The organism is Peribacillus sp. JNUCC 23, from assembly GCF_053653995.1.
This window is the reverse complement of record NZ_CM132202.1, coordinates 4,232,376-4,246,772: the sequence shown is the minus strand read 5'-3', so window position 1 is coordinate 4,246,772 and position 14,397 is coordinate 4,232,376. Positions and strand designations below refer to the sequence as shown.

The window sequence follows — 14,397 nt, the reverse complement described above, 5'->3', positions numbered from 1 at the left end:
AGATACAGTGAAACTTACCGAGAGTTGCGCAGAGGTTTAGTTGAACCAATCGGGTTCGTAGAGTCGATTTATCTACGCTGGGCGGAGATATTAGCGACTCTAGAACGGGACTAACGATGAAGAGAACCCCCACTGATTGAAGTTTCACTTTATGTCGTTTAAAATTATCGAAGTTAAATTTTGTAAGTGATGAAACTTTCATGAATGGTAGGCGTATTAATTAGTAAGTGTGTTTTCATTTTTTTGACTGAAAGTACTACCTGATGGCTTCAATAATCATTCACTGGAAAAGAGAAATGTTTACTTTATCCCGGCCTAATTTTGTGAGAAAATCGAGAAAACGTGCGAAATAATAGATTGAAATTGGAGGGAAATGAAATGAATGAAGAAAAAAAGCGAATTCTGCAAATGGTTCAAGATGGGAAGCTATCAACGGAAGAAGCTTTAAAGATTTTAGAAGAATTAGATCTGGCGAGTAAAGAATCGGAGAAGAAAGAACAAGTGTTGGTCAATGAATTATCGACCGTCGTGCTTGATAAAGAAGGTACCAATAAACAACAAGATTATTTTAATAAAAAAATCAGCTCTTCAAAAGAGAAAATCTTTGAATTCGTAGAGAGTGCCGTGAAAAAAATTAAAGAATCGGATTTTGACTTCAATTTTGGTGCTTCACACGAGATTTCACATATTTTTACCCATGATCAAACACCCCTCAAAGAAATTGAGATAGATATTGCAAATGGAAAAACGAAAATTATCCCATGGTCGAATGATGAAATTAGAATCGAATGTCAAGCGAAGGTCTATCGCGGCGCAATGCAGGATGAGGCAAGAGAAGCGCTGTTAAAAGACGTGCATTTTTCAGTAGAAGATGAGAAATTACGTTTCCATTTATTGCAGAAATCGATAAAAGCTGACGTCACTCTGTATATCCCTAATAAAGAGTACGAAGAAGTGTATATTCGTATGTTTAACGGTTCTATTTCTGGAGAGTCTTTAAAAGCAAATCATTTTAAAGTAAAGACCGCCAACGGAAAAATTGCGATCGAGGGCGTGACAGGGAAAACACTAGATGCTGAAACGGGAAATGGAAATATTTCTATTCGTCAAGCTACTATAGAAAAAATCGAGACAGAAACATTAAATGGCTCGATTCATGTTGATGGAATTTATAAAAACCTTGATGCTCAATCATTCGCCGGTCAAGTGACATGTCGTGTTGAAGAACCGAATTGTGAATATATTTCCGTCAAAACAGTAACCGGGAAGCTGGATGTATTCCTGCCTACGGGAATTGCTGTTGAAGGTGAGCTGAAATCGAATCTTGGTAACTTCAATGTAACCTTGGATGGGATTCAAATTATCGAAGAGAAAAATGATGTCATTCAAAAAGCGTTGAAATTCAAAACGACCAAGCATATTGTACCTGTCCTTCATTTGTTTGCCGATACGAAAACGGGTGGCATTTCAGTATCGTAAAATGAGACTTTATCACGGTTAAGAAGGAAACATGAGGATGTCCCAAAGGGTTTGACCACGCACTTTATACACTGTTCAAAGTGGTACGTATGCTTATTTGAACTGTATATTGTCATTGCGAGGTCAATCTCTTTCGATAAGGGGCATCCTCTTTATAGTTTAGCAAGGATATTTTGTGATTGAGTGGCTTTTTAAAAATCCTTTGTTTGGATATTAGTAGAAAAATGCTAAAATAAAGATTACCTTAATAAGTGAAATAATTTAACTCCAAGGAGGATAACGATACATGGCAAAAGTACGCGTGAAAGATTTGGTAGATACATTCAATCTTGAATTAGTCAGTGGTGAAGAAGGAATTAACCGTCCTATTATTACAAGTGACCTTTCTCGTCCTGGTTTGGAAATTGCAGGTTTTTTCGATTTTTATCCTGCTGAGAGGATTCAACTACTTGGAATGACAGAGATGTCTTTCTTTGAAAAGCTGAGCGCTCCGGAAAGAACAAGCAGAATGGAAAACTTGTGTAGGGATATTACACCTGGAATTATTATTAGCCGTGCGCATGAAGTTCCGGAAGAGCTAATCATTGCATCTGAACAACAATCGGTCCCAGTGATGAGGTCGAGTATGAAGACAACCCGGCTATTTAGTCACTTGACTAATTTCCTTGAAAGTAAACTTGCGCCGACAACAGCTGTCCATGGGGTACTGATTGATATTTATGGAGTCGGCGTGATGATTACTGGGAAAAGTGGAGTGGGTAAAAGTGAGACGGCACTCGAGTTAGTAAAACGAGGACATCGTTTAGTTGCGGATGATTGTGTGGAGATTCGTCAGGAAGATCAGGATACACTAGTTGGTAATGCTCCGGAACTGATTGAGCATTTACTTGAAATTCGCGGACTGGGTATTATTAATGTAATGACATTGTTTGGTGCAGGTGCTGTGAGAAGCAATAAGAAGATTTCTCTCGTTATCAATTTGGAGCTTTGGGAAAAGAACAAGCAATATGATCGGGTCGGCCTTGATGAGGAAAAAGTAAAAATAATTGATACAGAAGTAACGAAATTAACGGTTCCTGTACGTCCGGGAAGAAACTTAGCTGTTATTATAGAAGTGGCCGCGATGAACTTCCGTTTGAAAAGAATGGGCGTCAATGCAGCTGAAATATTCTCAAGTAGGTTGAATAATACAATTTCCGGAAATGGTCACGAAGAATTTTAAAGTGGACCTTCTCCTATATAAGTGTCATTCCAACTGATGGAGTAAGTAATCTTGGATGAAAATTTCTTGGAATAGAAAAGAGGGAATGTGATGGAGCAAGAAATGCAACCGTTAAATCCTATTGCAGTTGATTTAGGTTTTCTAGCAGTGCACTGGTATGGGATCATTATCGGATTTGGTGTTCTTCTAGGTTTATATATTGCTACTAAGGAAGCGGATAGAAGAGGGATTGGTAAGGAAACCTTTATTGATATGATACTATTTGCTGTCCCTATTGCAATTATTAGTGCGCGAATTTATTATGTCATTTTTCAGTGGGATTATTATTCACAAAATCCGGGCGAAATCATTCAAATCTGGAACGGTGGCATCGCGATACACGGAGCGATTATTGGTGCTGTATTAACGGCTATTGTTTTTTCAAAAGTAAGGAAATTATCGTTTTGGAAGCTTGTAGATGTAGCGGCTCCGAGTCTTCTTCTAGGGCAGGCTATTGGCCGTTGGGGTAATTTTATGAATCAGGAGGCGCATGGCGGTGAAGTGACGCGTGCCTTTTTAGAAAATCTCCATTTACCTAATTTTATTATAAATCAAATGTACATAGAAGGAGCTTATTATCATCCGACCTTTTTATATGAGTCGCTTTGGAACTTGTTAGGTGTCGTGTTATTGCTATTTTTAAGAAGATCGAACTTGCATCGAGGGGAGATCTTTTTATCCTATGTCATTTGGTATTCAGTGGGCCGATTCTTCATTGAAAGCTTGCGGACGGACAGTCTAATGCTGACAGAAACACTACGCATTGCCCAAGTTATTTCAATCGTATTAATTGTAGTGGCAATCGGCCTTTGGGTTTATAGAAGAGTTCGGGGATATGCCGATAAAAAATACTTAGAGGCATAATGAACGAATCGGGGTGAAAGGAATTGATTGGTAATTCAGTAAAAAAGGGTCTATTGGTAGGGTTAAAGACTACTTGGACTTTAGGTAAGGTGATCTTCCCAGTTACATTGATTGTATCCGTGCTTCAATATACACCGGTTTTACAATGGATCATCGATTTCGTTGCTCCTTTTATGAATATGATTGGACTGTCGGGAGAAGCTGCGATTCCTCTTGTATTAGGCAATTTTTTAAATTTGTACGCAGGAATTGCCGGGATTTTAACGCTTGATTTATCGGTGAAAGAAGTCTTTATTATTGCCATCATGTTATCGTTTAGTCACAATTTGTTTATTGAATCGGGCGTTGCAGCGAAGGTTGGTGTGAAACTTTGGGTTATTTTAACAGTCAGAATTGGCTTAGCGATACTTGCTGCTGTTATTATTAATCTAGTTTGGCAAGGTGGATCAGAGCTTGCTAAATACGGGTTTGTTAGTCCTGATACAGTGGAAATCAATGGTGCATGGGCGATTCTATTGAATGGATTGGAACGGGCTGCATCTGGGGTATTGCAATTAGCTTTCATTGTTATTCCATTAATGATTATCATGCAGATCATGAAAGATTTGAAGTGGCTGGATGTTATGTCAAAGGTGTTGGCTCCATTTACAAAGATTCTAGGGATGAAGCCCAATACATCGATGACGATGGTGGCAGGTCTCACAATCGGATTGGCGTATGGGGCTGGTGTCATGATTCAAGCTGCAAAAGAAGATAATGTAAGTAAAAAGGATATGACGCTTGCTTTTATTTTTCTAGTGTCGTGTCATGCTGTGGTTGAGGATACATTAATATTTATTCCGCTTGGGATTCCAGTATGGCCGTTGTTGGTCATCAGACTAACAACAGCTATTCTGTTAACGATGATTATCGGGTTTATTTGGAATCGATCGGAGTTTACGCAAAGGAAGGAAGCTTATGAACAGTAAAATTACAACTTTATTATTCGATTTAGATGGAACATTGATTAACACAAATGAATTAATTGTTGCTTCATTTTTGGATACATTAAATCATTATTATCCTGACCGGTATAAACGCGAGGACGTCATTGCTTTTAATGGTCCGCCACTATATGAAACATTTCATAGTATTGATCCGGAACGTGTGGAAGAGATGGTGAAGCATTATCGGAAGCACAACTTGGAGCATCATGATTTATTAGTAACGGAGTTTGATGAGGTGTATGATACGCTCAAGACATTGAAGGAGAGCGGCTATAAATTAGCGATTGTTTCAACGAAGATAAGTGACGTTGTGAAAAAAGGCCTGCAGTTGACGAAGTTGGATGAATTCTTTGAGGTGATTATTGCGCTCGATCATGTGGAAAAAGCGAAGCCGGATCCTGAACCAGTTCAGAAGGCATTGGCTTTATTAGGTTCGTCACCTGAAGAGTCGATCATGATTGGTGATAACTATCACGATATTCTGTCTGGAAAAAATGCCGGAACGAAAACAGCAGGAGTGGCTTGGTCGGCGAAGGGCCAGGAGCATCTTGAGCAATACAATCCGGATTATATTCTTGAGAAGATGTCAGATTTAATCACGATTTTAGAGGACTAAGCCTTATGAGGCGGACAACAAGGTACCCGGTAGAAGGTGCAAACTCGCTTTGGCATGTCTACAAAACGGTTCCTTTTTGGAAAGTTGTGAAGAATTTTAGTGTGATTCAGCTCGCCAGATACATGCCCTTTTTAGAAATGAAAAACTGGCTGTATCGTGTTTTTTTAAGAATGAAAGTTGGCGACCAAACGTCATTTGCTCTCATGGTCATGTTGGATTGTATGTTTCCTGAAAAAATTACAGTCGGCAGAAATACAGTCATTGGCTATAACACGACGATTTTGGCTCATGAATATTTAATTAAGGAATACCGGCTAGGTGAGGTTGTGATTGGCAGTGAGGTCTTAATCGGTGCCAATTCAACCATTTTACCGGGAGTTGTCATTGGTGATGGAGCCATTGTGTCGGCTGGTACGCTTGTTCATAAGGATGTACCGGAAGGCGCATTTGTTGGTGGGAACCCCATGCGCGTCATTTACACGAAAGAAGAAAGAGCGAATCAATTGGAAATTTGAATCAAATGAATGAATAAAAGATGTCCGAAAAGGGCCAGACCTTGCAAGCTATGCACAGTTCAGAGTGGTACAACCACTTAAATTGAACTGCATATAGTCATTGCGAGGTCTGGCCCTTTTATTATGGGAAATGGGGTCTGACCCCTGCTATACCTTGCGCAAACCTATGAATTACAAGGGGATTCAGTATGTGAGAGAAGTTGGGAAATAGGGTCTGACCCCAAAATATTGTGCTTGACGTGGTGCAATTTGAAGGGTAAAATATGGGTAACTTCATTTCGGTAGTATGGTAGCGAGTTAAAGGATTTTGTTTTATCTGAATATAATGTGGAAAGTTTTGGTTAGTTTTGCGAGAATGAGTATGACTGAAGATAATTCTTGAAGGATGTGTTGTTGTGACCAAGCCGTTTATGTTTGAAAAGCCACTAGGCATGCGAGATACGCTTCCGTTGTTATATGAAACGAAAGCATTGGTAAGAAATCGCATGAGCGTTGAGATTAAGAAGTGGGGATATCAATTTATTGAAACGCCTGCGTTGGAATATTATGAAACAATCGGAGAGGCTTCAGCAATCTTAGATCAGCAATTGTTTAAATTATTGGATCAGCAAGGACACGCACTTGTTCTAAGACCGGATATGACAACGCCAATTGCCAGAGTTGCAGCATCTAAGCTACTAAAGCAACAGATCCCATTACGCCTTGCATACTCAGCTAATGTGTACCGGGCGCAGCAAAGAGAAGGTGGGCGCCCTGCAGAGTTTGAACAGATTGGAATCGAGCTCATTGGTAATCCATCCATTAGTGCTGACGCAGAAATCATCTCATTGCTTGTAGATGTGCTTAAAGCTACAGGTCTCAAAGATTTTAAAATAGCAATCGGGCATATTGGCTTTTTACAGGAATTATTTATTAGCATTTTAGGAAATGAGGAACGAGCAGCGGTTTTACGAAAATATTTATATGAAAAAAATTATGTAGGCTATCGTGAGCATGTGAAGTCACTGCCGTTATCGTCGATTGACAAGCAGCGATTAATTGATTTCGTTTCCTTAAGAGGCGAAGAGAATACGTTGAGCCAAGCTGCTACCTTACTTGAACATGAAACGGGAAGAGAAACGCTTCAAGATCTAAAGGAGTTGGCTCTGCAACTAAAGGAATTTGGAATCGAAGAATTTATCTCGTTTGACTTAACGCTAGTTAGTCATATGAGTTATTACACGGGCACTCTTTTCGAAGTATATGCCAATCAGGTCGGTTCACCGATTGGCAACGGAGGTCGATATGACAGCCTTCTTGAAAAATTTGGCTGGAGCACTCCTGCAACGGGATTTGCCATCCGAATGGATCGCTTGACTGAAGCGCTAGGTGAAATACAAGAAACGGAAACATCTGAATGTGTCGTCTTCAGTCCTGAACGGAGAAAAGAAGCACTCATATTTGCCAAGGAAAAACGAGAACAAGGGATCAACGTAACGATTCAAGAAATTAATGCGCTAGAGAATGTTGATGCATTTACTAAGGCATTTCATGAGGTCCATTTGTATATCGGAAATGGAGGTGCAAGAAGTGAATAGCTTTCTAACGATTGCGATGCCAAAAGGTAGGATTTTTGAAGAAGCGGTAGATTTATTACGAAAAGCGGACTTCCGTCTCCCGCCAGAATTTGATGATTCACGAAAACTCATTTTAGAAGTAGAAGAAGAGAATTTACGATTCATTTTGGCAAAACCTATGGATGTGGTCACCTATGTGGAGCATGGTGTTGCGGATGTTGGGATTGCAGGGAAAGATGTTATGTTGGAGGAAGAACGGGATGTCTACGAATTACTGGATTTGAAAATAAGTGCTTGTTATTTAGCGGTAGCCGGACTTCCAAATACAAAAATCAGTGATATCACACCGAAAATCGCCAGTAAATATCCGAATGTGGCCTCCAGTTATTTTCGTGAACAAGGTGAACAGGTAGAAATTATTAAGTTGAACGGATCTATTGAACTAGCACCTCTAATTGGACTCGCAGAGAGAATTGTGGACATTGTGTCGACTGGGCAAACATTAAAGGAAAACGGACTTGTGGAATATGCAAAAATTGCCGATGTGACATCGAGATTAATTGCCAATCCGGTGAGCTATCGAATAAAAGAAAAGAGAATTACGGAAATTGTCGATCGGCTTGCAGGAATAGTAAATCAGTGAGGGGGTGAAGTGATGAAGATAGAACGATTTACGGAAGGCGCTTCATTAAAGCGTTCGGTAGATTCAGGGACAGCTGAACAGCGCAAGACCGTACAGGATATCATCGATGAAGTTAGAAAGTCTGGCGATGAAGCGATTGCTCGTTACACAGAGAAATTCGATGGTGTAAAGCTTGAACAATTTACTGTTTCGATAGAGGAAATTGATGAAGCGGCAGATGGACTAAGTGAGTATGAGCGATCTATCATCGAAGAAGCGGCAGCAAATATCCGCTCTTTTCATGAAAAGCAGCTAAAGAATTCGTGGATTTCGACAGATGAAACAGGAACAATGCTCGGACAAAAACTAACTGCACTTGATGCGGTTGGTGTGTATGTACCGGGGGGGACGGCTGCGTACCCATCATCAGTATTAATGAATGTGATCCCTGCGAAAGTAGCAGGCGTGGAACGAATCGTAATGGTTTCCCCTCCAGGGAATGATGGGAAGCTATCTAAGTCGGTTATGGCAGCAGCGAAAATCGCAGGTGTTACGGAAATTTATACAATTGGTGGTGCACAAGCGGTTGCGGCACTTGCATATGGAACAGAAACAATTGAAAAAGTCGATAAAATTGTTGGACCTGGAAATATTTATGTAGCGTTAGCGAAAAGAGAAGTGTTCGGAGACGTAGCAATCGATATGATTGCAGGGCCGAGTGAGATTGCGGTCCTTGCTGATGAAACAGCCATTGCCAAAGAAGTAGCAGCAGATTTACTGTCGCAAGCAGAGCATGATGCCAGAGCGTGTAGCGTGCTGATCACCACAGAAGCAAGCCTAGCTGATGAGGTGGCAAAAGAGGTGGAAAAACAGTTGGCCTTGTTACCGAGACGAGAGATTGCGGAAGCATCTATTCGGGATTACGGGAAGATTATCGTGTGCGAGGATATGAATCAGGCGATTCAGGCCGTTAATACACTTGCGCCAGAGCATCTTGAAATTATCACGAAAGATCCACTGGAAGTGATGACTCAAGTACGCCATGCTGGTGCCATTTTCTTAGGGAGATACAGTACGGAGCCAGTTGGTGACTACTTCGCCGGACCAAACCACGTACTCCCGACAAATGGTACAGCCCGTTTTTCAAGCCCACTAAATGTGGACGACTTTCAGAAAAAATCAAGCATCATCATGTACAGTCAAACAGCCTTTAGAAAAAACGCAGAAAAAATTGCAACCTTTGCCCGGCTCGAAGGCCTCGAAGCACATGCCAGAGCTGTAGAATCACGTGGGAAATAGGGTCTGACCCCTAAACGGGTCACTTCAAGGCGTTGATAAACTTAAGGTTGCGCAAGGAAAATAGATTTGGGAAATGGGGTCTGACCCCTAGGAGGAGGTTCGTATGGAACGTGTTGGTAGTGTTGTGAGGAAGACTGGTGAGACAGATGTGAAGCTTGCGTTTACCGTGGATGGTGAGGGTGTATCTCGAATTGAGACGGGTGTGCCATTTATGACACATATGTTGGATTTATTTACGAAGCATGGTCATTTTGATCTGACGGTTGATGCTCAAGGTGATATTGAAGTGGATGCTCATCATACAACAGAGGATATTGGGATTTGTCTTGGGCAGGCATTAATCGAAGCCCTCGGTGATAAGCGTGGAATTAAACGCTACGGAAATGCATTTGTGCCTATGGATGAGGCGTTAGCACAGGTTGTCGTTGATCTTAGCAACCGTCCGCACCTAGAATTTCGAGCAGAGTTTCCCGCGCAGAAGGTTGGGACATTTGATACCGAGCTTGTTCATGAGTTTCTCTGGAAATTAGCGCTTGAAGCCCGGATGAATCTACATGTAATTGTTCATTATGGCCAAAATACGCACCATATCATTGAGGCAATTTTTAAAGCTCTTGGAAGAGCCCTTGATGAAGCGACAACGATCGATCCACGTGTAAAAGGAATTCCTTCTACGAAAGGATTGTTATAAATGATTGGCATTGTCGATTACGGCATGGGCAATTTGTTCAGTGTTAGTAAAGCACTCGAACGTTTAGACGCAGAGTTTTTTATTTCAGATGATCCTGCCGAACTGGCAAAAGCAGATGGAATCATTTTACCAGGTGTTGGTTCGTTTAGAGATGCCATGATTTTACTTGAGCATAAGGAATTAGATGTTTTTCTGAAGAAACACGTAGACAACGGTGGATATCTATTAGGAATTTGTCTAGGTATGCAGCTATTATTCGAGGAAAGTGAAGAAAATGGACCTGCGAAAGGTCTGTCACTAATTCCAGGGAAAATTACGCGGCTTTCTGGGATAGATTCCAAAAACAATGCCTATAAAGTTCCACATATGGGCTGGAACAAACTAACTTTCAACAATCAATCTCCTCTTTTAAAAGGACTTGAAGAGGATTATGTATATTTCGTTCATTCATACTTTGTAGTGACAAATGAAACGGAGGTTGTAGCTGCATCTGCAAAATACGATGTGGACGTGCCGGCGATTGTCACAAAAGGAAATGTATTCGGTATGCAGTTTCACCCGGAAAAAAGCAGTTCAATGGGCATATCCTTATTAAAAAATTACTTGTCACTAGTGAAAGGGAGGCAATAAGATGTCTAATTTCACAATTTACCCTGCCATTGATATGCGCGGTGGGAAATGTGTTCGTTTAATTCAAGGCGATTACAATCAAGAAACCGTTTATGGTGATTCACCGTTTGACATGGCAAAAAGTTTCGCCAGTCAAGGGGCAGAGTGGATACATATGGTCGATCTCGACGGAGCAAAAGCAGGGAGCAGAATCAATGATTCGTATGTGATTCAAGCAGCGAAAGTGCTGGGTGCTAAAATACAAATTGGTGGTGGAATCAGGACAGAAACAGACGTTGTCCACTATCTTGAACGCGGCGTCCAACGTGTCATCCTTGGTAGTGCAGCCGTTTCAGACCCGGAATTCACCAAAGCAATGCTTAGTAAATACGGCAAGCAGATTGCAATCGGCATCGATGCAAAAGACGGTAAAGTCGCAACACACGGTTGGCTCCAAACATCAGAAACGACAGCAATTGAACTTGGCAAGGCATTAGCTGATTGCGGGGCAGAAGTGTTTATTGTAACGGATATTGCAACAGATGGCATGCTTTCTGGACCGAATGTGGAAGGAATTGTTGCGATGGCAGAAGCGACTGGAAAAGGCGTTATTGCCTCAGGTGGAATAAGCAGCCTACAAGACCTTATTACGTTAAAGGAATATCAAAATCATGGGGTTATTGGAGCCATTGTCGGCAAGGCGCTCTATACGAATCGGTTTACAGTCAAGGAAGCATTAGAAAAGGTGCGTGATTAAATGCTGACTAAACGAATTATTCCATGCTTGGACGTGAAAGAGGGCAGAGTGGTTAAAGGCGTTCAATTTGTATCTTTACGAGATGCAGGTGATCCCGTCGAACTTGCTGCATTTTATGATCAAGAAGGGGCTGACGAACTAGTATTTCTTGATATTTCCGCTTCGCATGAAGGGCGGGAAACGATGGTTGATGTCGTAAAGGCTGTTGCTGGAAGTCTTGCTATCCCATTTACTGTTGGCGGCGGCATTAATTCCCTAGAAGATATGAAACAAATTCTCAGAGCGGGTGCTGATAAGGTGTCATTAAACACATCTGCCGTCCTACGTCCAGAATTAATTACAGAAGGTGCAAATTACTTCGGTTCACAGTGCATCGTAGTGGCTGTTGACGCACGATGGGATGAGTCGCTCGGTTCATGGCGTGTCTATACGCATGGAGGCAGACGAGCAACGGATTGGGAAGTCATTGCTTGGGTAAAAGAAGCGGTAAACCTTGGCGCTGGGGAAATTCTTCTTACTAGTATGGATAATGATGGTGAAAAACAAGGCTTTAATCTTGCCTTGACAAGGGCGGTGAGCGAATCGGTATCGGTCCCGGTTATTGCCTCTGGAGGAGCAGGAAGTGCCGCTCATTTTGAAGAAGCTTTTACAACAGGCAAAGCAGATGCGGCGCTTGCTGCTTCGATTTTTCACTATAAAGAAACGTCCGTTAAAGAAGTGAAAAGCTTTTTAAAACAGAAGGGTGTTGTTGTAAGATGAATCAGCGAATAAAATTTGATGAAAAAGGCTTGATTCCCGCTATCGTTCAGGATGCCATAACAGGAGAAGTGTTAACACTAGCGTATATGAACGAAGAGTCTTTGCTACTTTCTATGGAAAAAGGGGAAACCTGGTTTTTCAGCCGCTCACGTAATGAGCTTTGGCATAAAGGAGAAACGAGTGGAAATACACAAACTATTACTGAAATAAAGTATGATTGTGATCAAGACGCACTAATCGTCAAGGTGAATCCATCGGGTCCAGCCTGTCACACCGGTACGAGCAGTTGCTTTACGGAAACGTTATTTGAGAACGGAAACATAGCTGCTCAAGTAAAACCTGATGCAAACTTCTTATTAGAATTAGAAAACCTGATTGGAACGAGAAAAGAAACAATGCCTGAAGGTTCCTATACAACTTATTTATTCGAAAAAGGCGTCGATAAAATTTTGAAAAAAGTTGGGGAAGAAGCAGCTGAAGTTATCATTGCAGCAAAAAATCGAGATCATGATGAACTTTCGCTTGAATCCGCAGATCTTTTGTATCACTTGTTTGTTTTATTACAAGAACAAGAACTGCCATTTGCAGATGTGTTAACCGTTTTACAACAAAGACATGCAAAAAAAGAATAAATGCAAAATGGGAAAGGTATCATGTATACCTTTCTCATTTTCATGTCTAAAAAAATACAGTGAACGACTTCGTGTTAATTTTGGCCAAACGCTCGGGGATTTCTTTGAAATTCTCCCCTTTTTGGGTATTCTTATTTACAATCGCAACGAGATGCCAAGATTCTTCCAGTATGTTATAATATGAAGGTTAAACAACTATTAGATGGAGGATTCCATGGGCAAAGATTCTAAAATGAATAAACAAGCTAAAGTTTTCTCCTTTCATCCGACAGGAGAATATTATTTTACTAAAGGTTTAAAAGCTTATCACAGACGTGATTTATATAATGCTAAAAAGTTTCTCATGCGTGCATTTGAATTGGAACCTACAGAACCGATGATTGCATGTCAGCTTGCGGTTACATGTACAGAAATCGGCGAATATAGTTATTCAAATACTCTACTTGAAAACATTCTTGGGGACATGGACCCTTTTATGACGGAATGCCATTATTTTTTGGCAAATAACTATGCGCATCTTGGCATGTTTCAGGAAGCGTATCGCCATGCGAGTGCTTATCTGGATAAAGAGGAAGATGGAGAGTTCAGCGAAGACGCGGAAGATCTTTTGGATTTAATTACATTCGAATCAGGTGAAACCGAGGAAAGTTTGATTCATCAAGACGGCTTGATTTACCAACAGGAAAAAGCTCGTGAATGTTTAGAAGCAGGTAACTTTGAAGAAGCCGTTGAAGTGCTGAAAGAAACCATTAAAGAATACGCGGAATATTGGTCAGCATATAATAATTTGGCGCTTGCTTATTTTTATCTTGGAGAAATAGATAGAGCCTTTGAAACGTTAGAGGAAGTGTTGGAAAAAAGCCCTGGAAATTTACATGCACTATGTAATCTATTGGTTTTCCATCATTATCAGCAAAGTGAAGATAAGATAGATGCACTGGTTATGGCTTTGGAAAAGGTCCGACCGATTTTAACGGAGCACCGCATCAAACTTGGTTCTACATTTGCTCTAATCGGGCGATATAACCTCGCGTATAAATGGTTGAAGCAACTTCAAAGGCAAGGACATGATGGTGATGATACCTTTTATTATTGGTTAGCTGTATCTGCCTATCAAATAGGTCATGAGCACACCGCCAAAAAGGCCTGGAAAAAGGTATTAGAATTAAATCCTGACAAGGAAGGGTTTGAACCGTGGGGAGATATGAATGCTTCTCTTAATGGATTTGAGGATCATTTGCCTTCAATCTTGAAACGCTTCGAAAGTGATTATCTAGAGGAACGGATATTTGCTCTTTTTTTAACAAAGCACTCGGTTAAAAAGGACCATATTCTAAAGCATCCAGTTCTTTGTAATAATCCACTTCTTACGGATGTTGAAAAAGAATATATGGAATATGTGGAACGGCAGAAATCAAATCAAGAGAACTCGGCCGTTGAATTTGCCGATCAAACAGCGGAAATTTTGTATGCACACTTCCATCCAATCCAGATCATGGAGGCAGGCCTTTATTTAACCTGGTTTTCGGTGTTTGTAGAAGCGATGAAAAGTGAAATTAAACTTGTGAATCCAACAGGTTGGGCTGCGGCAGTTGAGTATTCTTGGTATAGGTTACGTAATGAAAAGAAAAGTCAGCAGGAAATTGCCGCTAAGCACTTGATCTCAGTTTCTACTCTTGGAAAATATGTTAAATTGGTGAATAGCTTACTTCAGTGAGCATAAATTTGGACGTATTTTTATTTGTTATATA

Annotated in this window: 15 protein-coding genes; all 15 read left to right on the top strand. The window is 40.8% G+C overall.

Features of this window, described 5'->3' with window-relative positions:
- Nucleotides 1-378: 378 nt before the first annotated feature.
- The 15 genes from JNUCC23_RS20385 (at nt 379) to JNUCC23_RS20315 (ending at nt 14,363) form a co-directional block, all read left to right on the top strand.
- Complete coding sequence (locus JNUCC23_RS20385; protein WP_454213245.1) at nt 379-1,479, top strand: DUF4097 family beta strand repeat-containing protein; 1,101 nt, start codon at nt 379-381, stop codon at nt 1,477-1,479.
- Between the two features lie 286 nt (nt 1,480-1,765).
- The gene (gene hprK, locus JNUCC23_RS20380) at nt 1,766-2,701 is read left to right on the top strand and encodes an HPr(Ser) kinase/phosphatase (RefSeq protein ID WP_062185692.1); all 936 of its coding nucleotides are present in this window, start codon (nt 1,766-1,768) and stop codon (nt 2,699-2,701) included.
- Nucleotides 2,702-2,791: 90 nt separating this feature from the next.
- Entirely contained in the window at nt 2,792-3,604 is an 813-nt protein-coding gene (lgt, locus tag JNUCC23_RS20375; RefSeq protein WP_062185694.1) for a prolipoprotein diacylglyceryl transferase, read from the top strand.
- Nucleotides 3,605-3,627: 23 nt separating this feature from the next.
- Complete coding sequence (locus JNUCC23_RS20370) at nt 3,628-4,572, top strand: nucleoside recognition domain-containing protein (protein ID WP_062185696.1); 945 nt, start codon at nt 3,628-3,630, stop codon at nt 4,570-4,572.
- Nucleotides 4,562-5,206, top strand: coding sequence for a pyrophosphatase PpaX (gene ppaX, locus JNUCC23_RS20365; protein ID WP_062185698.1), 645 nt, complete (start codon nt 4,562-4,564; stop codon nt 5,204-5,206). The genes JNUCC23_RS20370 and ppaX overlap by 11 nt, the downstream gene beginning before the upstream one ends.
- Nucleotides 5,207-5,211: 5 nt before the next feature.
- Complete coding sequence (locus tag JNUCC23_RS20360) at nt 5,212-5,721, top strand: acyltransferase (RefSeq protein WP_403075668.1); 510 nt, start codon at nt 5,212-5,214, stop codon at nt 5,719-5,721.
- A gap of 395 nt (nt 5,722-6,116) precedes the next feature.
- Nucleotides 6,117-7,298 carry an ATP phosphoribosyltransferase regulatory subunit gene (locus JNUCC23_RS20355; RefSeq protein ID WP_062185702.1) on the top strand — a complete coding sequence of 394 codons (1,182 nt, stop codon included), beginning with the start codon at nt 6,117-6,119 and terminating at the stop codon, nt 7,296-7,298.
- Nucleotides 7,276-7,920 carry an ATP phosphoribosyltransferase gene (gene hisG / locus JNUCC23_RS20350; protein ID WP_403075665.1) on the top strand — a complete coding sequence of 215 codons (645 nt, stop codon included), beginning with the start codon at nt 7,276-7,278 and terminating at the stop codon, nt 7,918-7,920. The genes JNUCC23_RS20355 and hisG overlap by 23 nt, the downstream gene beginning before the upstream one ends.
- Nucleotides 7,921-7,932: 12 nt before the next feature.
- The gene (hisD, locus tag JNUCC23_RS20345) at nt 7,933-9,198 is read left to right on the top strand and encodes a histidinol dehydrogenase (RefSeq protein WP_403075662.1); all 1,266 of its coding nucleotides are present in this window, start codon (nt 7,933-7,935) and stop codon (nt 9,196-9,198) included.
- 103 nt (nt 9,199-9,301) lie between these two features.
- The gene (hisB, locus tag JNUCC23_RS20340; RefSeq protein WP_403075659.1) at nt 9,302-9,889 is read left to right on the top strand and encodes an imidazoleglycerol-phosphate dehydratase HisB; all 588 of its coding nucleotides are present in this window, start codon (nt 9,302-9,304) and stop codon (nt 9,887-9,889) included.
- Nucleotides 9,890-10,519: an imidazole glycerol phosphate synthase subunit HisH gene (gene hisH, locus JNUCC23_RS20335; protein WP_403075657.1), complete on the top strand. Its 630-nt coding sequence runs from the start codon at nt 9,890-9,892 to the stop codon at nt 10,517-10,519.
- Between the two features lies 1 nt (nt 10,520).
- On the top strand, nt 10,521-11,255 hold the full coding sequence (hisA, locus tag JNUCC23_RS20330; RefSeq protein ID WP_454213242.1) for a 1-(5-phosphoribosyl)-5-[(5-phosphoribosylamino)methylideneamino]imidazole-4-carboxamide isomerase: 735 nt from the start codon (nt 10,521-10,523) through the stop codon (nt 11,253-11,255).
- Complete coding sequence (gene hisF, locus JNUCC23_RS20325) at nt 11,256-12,014, top strand: imidazole glycerol phosphate synthase subunit HisF (RefSeq protein WP_454213240.1); 759 nt, start codon at nt 11,256-11,258, stop codon at nt 12,012-12,014. It begins immediately after the preceding gene.
- Nucleotides 12,011-12,646, top strand: a complete 636-nt coding sequence (hisIE, locus tag JNUCC23_RS20320) for a bifunctional phosphoribosyl-AMP cyclohydrolase/phosphoribosyl-ATP diphosphatase HisIE (RefSeq protein WP_062185716.1) — start codon at nt 12,011-12,013, stop codon at nt 12,644-12,646. Before hisF ends, hisIE begins: the two co-directional genes overlap by 4 nt.
- A gap of 214 nt (nt 12,647-12,860) precedes the next feature.
- On the top strand, nt 12,861-14,363 hold the full coding sequence (locus JNUCC23_RS20315; protein WP_403075647.1) for a tetratricopeptide repeat protein: 1,503 nt from the start codon (nt 12,861-12,863) through the stop codon (nt 14,361-14,363).
- Nucleotides 14,364-14,397 lie beyond the last annotated feature (34 nt).

Bases quoted from the DNA above. Each gene is read 5' to 3' on its own strand.
- hisH (WP_403075657.1), top strand. From the start codon at position 9,890: ATGATTGGCATTGTCGATTACGGCATGGGCAATTTGTTCAGTGTTAGT.
- hisA (WP_454213242.1), top strand. From the start codon at position 10,521: ATGTCTAATTTCACAATTTACCCTGCCATTGATATGCGCGGTGGGAAA.
- hprK (WP_062185692.1), top strand. From the start codon at position 1,766: ATGGCAAAAGTACGCGTGAAAGATTTGGTAGATACATTCAATCTTGAA.
- hisIE (WP_062185716.1), top strand. From the start codon at position 12,011: ATGAATCAGCGAATAAAATTTGATGAAAAAGGCTTGATTCCCGCTATC.
- hisD (WP_403075662.1), top strand. From the start codon at position 7,933: ATGAAGATAGAACGATTTACGGAAGGCGCTTCATTAAAGCGTTCGGTA.
- JNUCC23_RS20315 (WP_403075647.1), top strand. From the start codon at position 12,861: ATGGGCAAAGATTCTAAAATGAATAAACAAGCTAAAGTTTTCTCCTTT.
- JNUCC23_RS20360 (WP_403075668.1), top strand. From the start codon at position 5,212: ATGAGGCGGACAACAAGGTACCCGGTAGAAGGTGCAAACTCGCTTTGG.
- hisG (WP_403075665.1), top strand. From the start codon at position 7,276: ATGGAGGTGCAAGAAGTGAATAGCTTTCTAACGATTGCGATGCCAAAA.
- hisB (WP_403075659.1), top strand. From the start codon at position 9,302: ATGGAACGTGTTGGTAGTGTTGTGAGGAAGACTGGTGAGACAGATGTG.
- ppaX (WP_062185698.1), top strand. From the start codon at position 4,562: ATGAACAGTAAAATTACAACTTTATTATTCGATTTAGATGGAACATTG.
- lgt (WP_062185694.1), top strand. From the start codon at position 2,792: ATGGAGCAAGAAATGCAACCGTTAAATCCTATTGCAGTTGATTTAGGT.
- JNUCC23_RS20385 (WP_454213245.1), top strand. From the start codon at position 379: ATGAATGAAGAAAAAAAGCGAATTCTGCAAATGGTTCAAGATGGGAAG.
- hisF (WP_454213240.1), top strand. From the start codon at position 11,256: ATGCTGACTAAACGAATTATTCCATGCTTGGACGTGAAAGAGGGCAGA.